Annotated in this window: 9 protein-coding genes; 8 read left to right on the forward strand and 1 reads right to left on the reverse strand. The window is 69.7% G+C overall.

Annotated features, from left to right (window positions below; all coding sequences use genetic code 11):
* Positions 1-63: 63 nt before the first annotated feature.
* The 6 genes from ACWELQ_RS30810 (at position 64) to ACWELQ_RS30835 (ending at position 5,069) form a co-directional block, all read left to right on the forward strand.
* Positions 64-1,008 (forward strand): ABC transporter substrate-binding protein, encoded by a 945-nt coding sequence (locus ACWELQ_RS30810; protein ID WP_452400539.1) that lies wholly within the window; start codon positions 64-66, stop codon positions 1,006-1,008.
* Positions 1,009-1,288: 280 nt separating this feature from the next.
* A complete protein-coding gene (locus ACWELQ_RS30815; RefSeq protein WP_452400540.1) occupies positions 1,289-2,845 on the forward strand; it encodes an ATP-binding protein in 1,557 nt (518 codons plus the stop codon).
* Positions 2,842-3,276, forward strand: a complete 435-nt coding sequence (locus ACWELQ_RS30820) for a roadblock/LC7 domain-containing protein (RefSeq protein WP_452400541.1) — start codon at positions 2,842-2,844, stop codon at positions 3,274-3,276. The genes ACWELQ_RS30815 and ACWELQ_RS30820 overlap by 4 nt, the downstream gene beginning before the upstream one ends.
* A complete protein-coding gene (locus tag ACWELQ_RS30825) occupies positions 3,273-3,620 on the forward strand; it encodes a DUF742 domain-containing protein (protein ID WP_452400542.1) in 348 nt (115 codons plus the stop codon). Before ACWELQ_RS30820 ends, ACWELQ_RS30825 begins: the two co-directional genes overlap by 4 nt.
* Positions 3,595-4,191 carry a GTP-binding protein gene (locus tag ACWELQ_RS30830; RefSeq protein WP_452400543.1) on the forward strand — a complete coding sequence of 199 codons (597 nt, stop codon included), beginning with the start codon at positions 3,595-3,597 and terminating at the stop codon, positions 4,189-4,191. Before ACWELQ_RS30825 ends, ACWELQ_RS30830 begins: the two co-directional genes overlap by 26 nt.
* Positions 4,192-4,277: 86 nt before the next feature.
* The gene (locus ACWELQ_RS30835) at positions 4,278-5,069 is read left to right on the forward strand and encodes an alpha/beta fold hydrolase (protein WP_452400544.1); all 792 of its coding nucleotides are present in this window, start codon (positions 4,278-4,280) and stop codon (positions 5,067-5,069) included.
* On the opposite strand, the gene ACWELQ_RS30840 is transcribed toward ACWELQ_RS30835, so the two are convergent.
* A complete protein-coding gene (locus tag ACWELQ_RS30840; protein WP_452400545.1) occupies positions 5,070-5,855 on the reverse strand; it encodes an MmyB family transcriptional regulator in 786 nt (261 codons plus the stop codon).
* 294 nt (positions 5,856-6,149) lie between these two features.
* Between ACWELQ_RS30840 and ACWELQ_RS30845 the strand changes: the two genes are divergently transcribed.
* Together ACWELQ_RS30845 and ACWELQ_RS30850 are read left to right on the forward strand one after the other, a co-directional pair.
* On the forward strand, positions 6,150-7,355 hold the full coding sequence (locus ACWELQ_RS30845) for a 2-deoxy-scyllo-inosose synthase (protein ID WP_452400546.1): 1,206 nt from the start codon (positions 6,150-6,152) through the stop codon (positions 7,353-7,355).
* Positions 7,356-7,359: 4 nt separating this feature from the next.
* Positions 7,360-7,966: DegT/DnrJ/EryC1/StrS family aminotransferase (locus tag ACWELQ_RS30850; RefSeq protein WP_452400547.1), on the forward strand; the 607-nt coding region annotated here is incomplete at its 3' end.

Here is a 7,966-nt window from a genome sequence, read left to right on the forward strand (position 1 = left end):
CCGGCTGACCGCACCCGACAACCACCACAACCACCCGGCAATCCGCGTCCACCAGGAGATTTCATGAGCATCCGTGTCGGCTACTTCCCGCACAACAATTCGCTGTTCGTCCTGCGCCACCGCGGCATCCTCGAGCGCGTCCTGCCCGACGTGGAGTGGGTCGACCTGCGCACCCTGCCCGCGACCGAGCGTGTCGACGTGAAATCGGCACTGCCGTCCCAGCATTCGGACCACCTGTTCGAGGACGGCGGCTACGACTTCATCGGCACCGGTTTCACCCCGCCCATCACCGCCCTGGGCAACGACCGCGACATCGTCTACGTCGGCATCTCCGGCCCGCGCATCGAGAACGGCCGCCTGGTCGCCCTCGCGGGCAGCGGCGTCGAGACGGTCGCCGATCTGCGCGGCAAGCGGGTCGGGATCGCGCACGGCTCCTGGCAGACCACGCTACTGCTGTTCGCCCTCGAACGCGCCGGACTCGGCTGGGCCGATATCGAACCGGTCGACACCGACATCCAGGACGGCGCGCAGCTGCTGCGCACCGGCGCCCTCGACGCGTGGGTGGGCGCCTACCCCGCACTCGCCGCCCTCGAATCGGCGGTCACCCTGCACACCCTGGTTGACACCGAAACCGTGTTCAGCCACCCGTCGCTGTGGTTCACCCGCCGCGACTTCGCCGAGGCGCACCGCCCCGAACTGGAGGCGATCATCGCCGCCCTGCAGGAATCCGACGCCTGGATCGCCGAGAACCCGCGCGCCGCAGCGCAATACTTCGTCGACGACATCCACGCGCGCGGCGGCAGCGCCGACCTCGACGCGTGGGAGGCCGCGCTGCGCGGCCGCCCCTTCGGCATCGGTCCCGTCACCGCCGAATTCCTCGACGAACAACAGCACGCCGCGGACCTGCTGGCCGCCAATGGCCTGCTGCCTCGCCGGATCGTCGTCCGCGACGCGGTCCTGCCCTGGATCGGCGAGGCGGTGACCGGCAGCCGGGTGGTTGCTGGCTGAGTGTGGGCGCGGGCGCGGCGGTTTGGGGCCCGGTGGTTAGCCCGGACATGGCTGATGGTCGAGTGACCAGCTCAGGGTGCGCGGACCTCGGGCTGCGACCGCCGCGGCGCGCGGGTTCTTCCACGGCGAGGGTTCGCCGTGCGAATCCCACCGAAATGACGACAGGCGCAGTCGGTTCGAGTTGCGGTTTGCTCACCGATACCGAAAGGTTCGGGGAGACAGAGGATTCTGCTATGGTGGCTCCGCCGATTTCAGGATCGGTCGGACGACAAGAGAATTGATGAATCAAGACACTGCCGTACTGCTTTCCTGGGTTCTTGCCGCCGCGCTACTACTCGCCGTGGTCGGGCTCGTCCTGCTCTGGCGCGCCGTGCGCGCCGAACGCGAGCAGGTCGCCGCCCTGCGCGCTGAACAGGGCGATCGTGATGCCGCGGTCGAGGAGATGATCGCGAATCTCACCGACAATGTGCTGCCCGCCATCGGCGCGGCCGTGCGCCGCTCCGACCCCGACAATCCGACCGTCGACCTGCCGATCGTGCTGGAACGCACGCGCATCGCGGAACTGGTGTGGCAGTGGACCGCCCGCTGCGGCGAGGAACTGCTGAAGGTCGCCACCGAGACCCGCGACCGGGTGCGCCGCGAAGGCGAGACCGACACCCAGCTCGCCCTCGCCGCGGTGGAGTCCGAGCGGCAGACCGCGGTGGCGCAGGCCGAGGAGATGGCGCAGTTGGCCATCGCCCGTGCCGAAGAGGCCGCGCAGCTGACCGTCGCCCAGACCGAGGAGGCCGCCCGCGTGGCCATCGCCCAGGCGGGGGAATCCTCGCGCATGGCGGTCGTCGAGGCCGCCGACGCGGCCCGCTCCCAGGTCGAAAGCTCGGCGCGGGAAGCGACGTCCGCGGCCGTGCGTGCCTTCGGCGCGTCCGTGGTGAGCCTCGGCGCGGACGTCAGCCAGGTGCTCAGCGCCGCACTGCGCAAGCACCGCAATGACGAGACCTTCGAAACCCTCACCCGCATCGACCATTCCGTGCAGCAGATGATCCGTCAGGCGCAGTCCTACGTGATCGTCTGTGGCGGTCTGCCGGGTCGCCGCTGGCCGCAGCAGTCGCTCACCGACGTGGTGGGCGGCGCGACGGGCCGTGTGCGCGACTACACCCGTGTGCGCGCCACCGAACTCGACCGACCGGTCATCAGCCGCGTGGTGGAACCGCTGGTGCACACCATCGCGACCCTGCTCGACAACGCGCTGCGCTACTCGCCGCCTACCTCCTACGTAGACATCGGTTTCCAGGAGGGTCACCACGGCATCACGGTGATCATCGACGACGCCGGCGTGCGAATGAACCCCGAGCAGCTCGAGGAGACCCGCCGCGTGCTGGCCGGTGACCAGATCGTGGATGTCCACGCGCTGGGCCCGACGCCGCGCGTCGGTTTCCCGGGTGTGGCCGCGCTGGCCCGCCGCTACGGGTTCTCCGTCTACGTCGACGGCCCGAACATGTACGGCGGCATGCGCGCCATGGTCTTCATCCCCGAGACGCTGCTGGCCGCGCCCACCCCGGTCGTGGTCGCCGCGCCCATCCCCGTTCCCGCACCCGCTCCGGTGCCCGCACCGGACCCGGAACCCACACTGGTGGCCATGGAATCGGTATCCCAGGACCTCACAACCGGCGGCCTGCCCAAACGGCGCCGCCGATCCGCGTCGGTGTCCGCGGCGGCCACCGTCCGCGCGGTCGAAGCGGAATCCGGTTCCGCGCGCACCGATATCGCCGCTGCCTGGCACAGCGGCTCCCAGCGCGGTCGAGCGGCCGCGTTCGAGCACTCCGAAGGGATGACATCGTGACCGGCACGCCCGCGACGGCAGTGAATGAGATCAACCGGTTGGGTTGGTTGCTCGACGATCTCGAAGTCCCCGGAGTCCGGTTCGCCGTCCTGCTATCAGAAGACGGGCTACGCATCGCGCACACCGGCGGCGTCACCATCGACGACGCCGAGCGTTTCGCGGCGGCAGCCTCCGGATTGCGGGCACTGGGCAAGGCGCTGGCCGAGTTCTGCGGCGGCACCGCCGATAACGCGGTGCGCCAGAACATGACCGAGTACGCCGACGGCATGATCTTCATCACCGCCGCCGGAGCCGGTGCGCTGCTGGGTGTTTCGACCACCCAGGACGTGGATGTCAGCCTGGTCGCGCACCGCATGAACGAACTGGCTCTCCGCGTCGGCCGCGAACTCGGCAGTATGTCGCGGACCAGGAACGACCTGCCGCGGTCATGAGCCGGCCGCGGCGCGATCCCGACCTGGTCCGGGCGTATGTGCGCACCGGCGGCAGATCGCGTCCCACCCGGACGCTGGATCTGATCAGTCTGGTTGTCGCGGTGGCCGATCCGGCCCCCGGCGCCTCCCCGGACGCGCGCCGGATCCTGCAGCTCGCCCGGCGCGGCGTGCTGACGCTGGCCGAACTGGCCGCGCACCTGGACCTGCCGCCCTCGGTCGTCAAGATCGTGGTGGCGGATCTGCTGGACAGTGGTCACCTGGCCATCCCCTCCCCGGTGGAGGCGTTGCCGGGCAAGGCCCTTTTGGAGGAGGTACTCGATGGACTCCGCGCTCTCTCCGCATGAGCGCGTCGTCGACTATGTGCCGCAGACCGTCACCCGCACCGTAAAGCTGCTGGTGGCCGGGAACTTCGGCGTCGGGAAGACCACGTTCGTGGGCAGTGTGTCGGAGATCCGGCCGCTGCGCACCGAGGAGACGATCACCGAGGCCAGCGTCGGCGTCGACGATATGGCCGGCCTACCCGGGAAGACGACCACCACGGTCGCCATGGATTTCGGCCGCATCACCGTCAATCCGCGCCTGGCGCTGTATCTGTTCGGCACGCCGGGCCAGCGCCGGTTCGTACCGATCTGGGAAGATCTGGCCGTCGGCGCCCTGGGCGCGCTGGTCCTGGTCGACACCCGCCGCCTCGACCGTGCGGACGAATCCCTCTCCATCCTGGAAGAGCGGGGTGTCCCGTACGCGGTGGCCGTCAACGATTTCGAGGGCGCTCCTCGCTATCCGCTCGACGAGGTCCGCGACGCCCTCGACCTCGACCCCGCCACGCCCCTGATGCGGCTCGACGCCCGCGACCGCACCCCGTGCTTCCACTCGCTGATCACCCTGGTGGAACACCTGCTCGAAACCCGCGTCTGACGCCGATCGCTCTCACCCGCGTCGAATCCGTGCGAAATCTGTTGTACGGTAGGCGATCCTGCAAGGTGAAGCGAGAAAGTTTCAGAATGCCGTTTGCGAGCCGGGGGGCCGTCAAGATCCATTACACGGATACCGGTGGTGGGGGACCCGCGGTGCTGCTGGGGCACAGCCTGTTCATGGACCAGGAGATGTTCGCACCGCAGATGGCCGCGCTCGCACCGGAGTACCGGGTCATCGCCATCGACTCACGCGGGCACGGGGCCACCGAGGACGACGAGACACCGTTCAGCTATTGGGATCTGGCGCGCGACGCCTGGGCGGTGGCGGATGCGGCCGGGCTGGAGCGGGTCGTGGTCGGCGGCGTCGCGCACGGGGCGTTCACGGCCGTGCGAATGGCACTGCTGGCGCAGCCACGCGTGGCGGGCATGATCCTGGTCGGGGGCAGCGCCGACGCCATGACACCGCAACGGCGGCTCGGCTATCACGAGGTCCTCGACCTGTGGATCAGCGGCGCGACACCCGCGCCCACCATCAAGATGGTGTGCTCGTTGATGATCGGTGGCACCGCGGCCGACCAACAACCGTGGCGCGGCAAGTGGGCCGACGCGCCCCGGGGTCGAGTGCGGCTGGCCGGTGAATGCCTGATCAATCGCGAGTCGGTGCGCGCACTGCTCGGCGAGATCCGATGTCCCGCCCTGGTGCTGCGCGGGCTCGCCGACCAGGCCAACAGCGCCGAGGAGGTCGCCGATATGGCTGCGGCGCTGGGCAATCCGACCACCGTGCACACCATCACCGGGGCCGCCATGACACCGAATCTGACCCACGCCGCCGAGGTGAACACCCTGCTGCGCGAGTTCCTCGCCACCCTGCCCGCCTGATCAGGCGCCCAGCAATCCGATGAACAACTGGTGCGCCGGGCCCGGCGCGGTCCCGCGATAACGTTGCACCCGCACGTCGAACACGGTGGCGGTGCGCGGATTTCGCAGCGTGAAGGTGGGATCGCCGCGGCCGATGTGCACGTGCCCGGCGGTCCACAGCCGCCGGAAATCGGCCTGCTCGCCGAGTTCGCGCAGCAGCGGATCGACCTCGGCCCCCTTCGCCCCGGCCGCGTAGGCGCGGAAACGCCCCACCATCAGCCGCGCCTCCCGCTCCCATTCCTCGACCACGATGCGCGCCCACGGATCGGTGAACATCCACCGCAGCACGTGCCCCTGCCGCGCCAGCCCCGGCAGCGCCTCGTCGAAGGCGCTGTTGCAGGCCACCACGTGCCAGCCGTCGTCGAGGGCAGCGGCCAGATGTGGCAGCAGCGCATCCAGGGTGGCGCGCACCGAGTCCGCGGCCGGATCGCCACCGTGCAGGGCCAGCGAGCCGCAGGCGGCCGGGCGCTGCTGCGCCAGGTGGTAGAGGTGGATGCGCTCGGCCACATCGAGTTCCAGCACCACCGCGAGCGAATCCAGGATGGCCGGACCGGGATTGAGCGCCTCGCCCTGTTCGATCTTGGCGATATAGCCGAGGCTGGCATGGGTGGCCTCGGCCAGCTGCTTGCGGGTCAACCCCGCCGGATGCCGGGCGGTGGAGCGTGCGCGTCGTTCGCGCACGAAATCCGCCAGGGTGGGCGCACGCAGCCCGGTGGCGGTGAGCAGCCCGAATTCGTTGTCGGCCAACGGCATCCCCTCGAACAAGTCAGCGTCGCCCCAGCCTAGGCGTCCGGCCGCGCCGGGGCGGGGCGGAACGCCGAGCCGGGGTGCCCGGATTGCCGGGTACCACCGGCGGTGGTGGTGGCGCGAAAACCTGTTTCGCACAGTGGTGCTCGCGAATTCACCCGCTCATCGCTGGGGTATCTCAGCGGTTGCCAAGCGGGGAGTTCGCATTCGATATTGGGCCGAGCGAGGGACGGCAGTGGCGCCGGACGGGGGAATCAGTGGATATCGGCGCTATAGCGAGGAGCGACACCGGAAATGTCCAGCAATTCATTGTCGCGCAATGGATCAGGGGTGCACGACGGATCGGGGTTGCGGTCGCGCCCGATCGTGATCGGGGACGAGACGTTTCCCTACTATTCCGGTCGCGGGTGCGTCGCGGAAATAGCGGCGGCGATAGCGGATTTGACGCCCGACAAACTGGTCTTCGTCACCGACGACGAGGTCCTCGCCCGCTACGGCCGCGACCTCGACACCCTGGCCGGATCGATCCCGGCATTGATTCTCTCGCGGCCCGCCGGCGAGGCCATGAAGACCCTCGATTGCCTGTCCTCCCATCTGGAAGCCGCACTGCGCGCGGGCATCACCCGTCGCTCCGTGGTCGTGTCCTTCGGCGGCGGTGTCCCCGGCAACCTGGCCGGACTGATGGCGAGCCTGCTGTTCCGAGGTGTGCGCCTGGTGCACGTGCCGACCACCACGATCGCCGCCATGGATTCGGTGCTGTCGCTCAAACAAGCCATCAACAGCGGAGTCGGCAAGAATCACCTGGGCACCTATTACACGCCGGAAGCGGTGTTCACCGACGTCGATTTCTTCGCCACCCTGCCCGACCGCGAATTGCGTTCCGGGCTGTGCGAAATGGCGAAGAATTGCCTCGCGATCCAGCCGTCGGCGCTGCCCGGGCTGCGCGCCGTCATCGCGGAGGGCGCGTTGTCGGCACCGGATTCCCTGCTGTGGTTACTGGATGCCAGCATTGTCGCGAAATCGGCGGTCACCGCGCGCGATACCTTCGAGAGGCGTGCCGGACTGGCGCTGGAATACGGGCACACCGTCGGGCACGCGATCGAAATCTGCGATCACCGGGCCCGGGGTGCGGCGGGATTGCCGCACGGCACGGCGATAGCGCTGGGAATGCTGGTCGCCGCGCACATCGCGCACGCGCGGGGGTGGCTCTCGGACGATGAGGTCGGGGTGCACTACGAGATCGTCACCGGTCTCGGCGTGGAACCCGCCCTGCCGCCGTCGGTGTGCATCGACGACGTCCTCGCGGTGGTGGCCGACGACAACAAGCGCGGATACCTGCCGCCGCAGGCCGACACGGTGCCGTTCGTCCTGCTGCGCGCGCTCGGTCGACCGGAGTCGACCGGCGAGCTGCCGCTCACCCCGGTGCACGTCCGCGAGATCCGCGCGGCCCTCGACGTGATCGCGCAGCCGTCGGCCTCCGCGCCCATCGTGGTCGGGTAGCGCGGTGCTGGCGATTCACGGCGGCACCCCGGTGCGCGGCCCGCGGCCCTGGCCGGCGTGGCCGCAGTACGACGCCCGCACCGAATCCGAATTGATTGCCGCACTGCGGTCTTCGCGCTGGTCGGTCAGCTGGTACAGCCCGCAGGGCGGGAAGTCACGCGAGCGGCTGTTCGCGGAGGCGTTCGCCCGCTACAACGGTTCGGCGCACGGCGTCAGTGTCGATCACGGTTCCGGCGGGCTGGTGATCGCGCTCGAGGCGCTGGGCATCGGCCCCGGCGACGAGGTGATCGTGCCCGCCATGACCTGGGTCGCGCCCGCCACGGCGGTGCTGCGGGTGGGCGCGCTACCGATCCTGGTCGATGTCGACCCTGCCACCGGGTGCTTGACCGCCGAGCAGCTGCGCGCCGCGCTGTCGCCGCGCACCAGGGCGGTGATCGTGGTGCATTTGGCCTGCACCGCAGCGGAAATCGAGGAGATCGCCGCGGTGTCGGCCGACAACGGGCTCGCCCTGATCGAGGACTGCTCCCAGTCGCACGGCACCCGGTGGGCCGGGCGTGCGGTCGGCACCTTCGGCGTGCCCGGAATCGGCCAGCACAGCGCGCACTATCACC

The sequence above is a fragment of the Nocardia sp. NPDC004722 genome (genome assembly GCF_053601505.1).

What these genes read in the sequence shown, in the direction of transcription:
- ACWELQ_RS30835 (WP_452400544.1), top strand. Translation starts at nt 4,278, where the DNA reads ATGCCGTTTGCGAGCCGGGGGGCCGTCAAGATCCATTACACGGATACC.
- ACWELQ_RS30830 (WP_452400543.1), top strand. Translation starts at nt 3,595, where the DNA reads ATGGACTCCGCGCTCTCTCCGCATGAGCGCGTCGTCGACTATGTGCCG.
- ACWELQ_RS30810 (WP_452400539.1), top strand. Translation starts at nt 64, where the DNA reads ATGAGCATCCGTGTCGGCTACTTCCCGCACAACAATTCGCTGTTCGTC.
- ACWELQ_RS30825 (WP_452400542.1), top strand. Translation starts at nt 3,273, where the DNA reads ATGAGCCGGCCGCGGCGCGATCCCGACCTGGTCCGGGCGTATGTGCGC.
- ACWELQ_RS30815 (WP_452400540.1), top strand. Translation starts at nt 1,289, where the DNA reads ATGAATCAAGACACTGCCGTACTGCTTTCCTGGGTTCTTGCCGCCGCG.
- ACWELQ_RS30845 (WP_452400546.1), top strand. Translation starts at nt 6,150, where the DNA reads ATGTCCAGCAATTCATTGTCGCGCAATGGATCAGGGGTGCACGACGGA.